Annotated in this window: 1 protein-coding gene; it reads left to right on the forward strand. The window is 66.2% G+C overall.

The genetic code is table 11. From position 1 onward, the window contains the following. Positions 1-325 (forward strand): serine dehydratase beta chain (locus ACZYTC_RS34295; RefSeq protein ID WP_488991766.1); only part of this gene is annotated, 325 nt, incomplete at both ends.

Here is a 325-nt window from a genome sequence, read left to right on the forward strand (position 1 = left end):
CGGTGATCCTGGTCCTCGCTGGCGAGGAACCGGAAACCGTCGATCCCGAGACCGTCGCCGCGAACGTCGAAGACGCCACCAGCAAGGTCATGCTCGCGCTCGGTGGGCGCCGGGCCATGAGCTTCGAGCGCAACCGCGACATCGTCTTCGACCTCAAGACCCCGCCCAAGGGACACCCCAACACCCTGTCCTTCACGGCTTGGAACTTGGGCGTCACCGCCCTCGACACGGAATTCTACTATTCCTTCGGCGGCGGCTTCGTGCTGGCAGAGGGTGATGGTGCCTCGGCGCGCGTGACGACGGAGGTCCCCTACCCCTTCCGCTG

This window comes from Labrys sp. F242 (assembly GCF_057813875.1).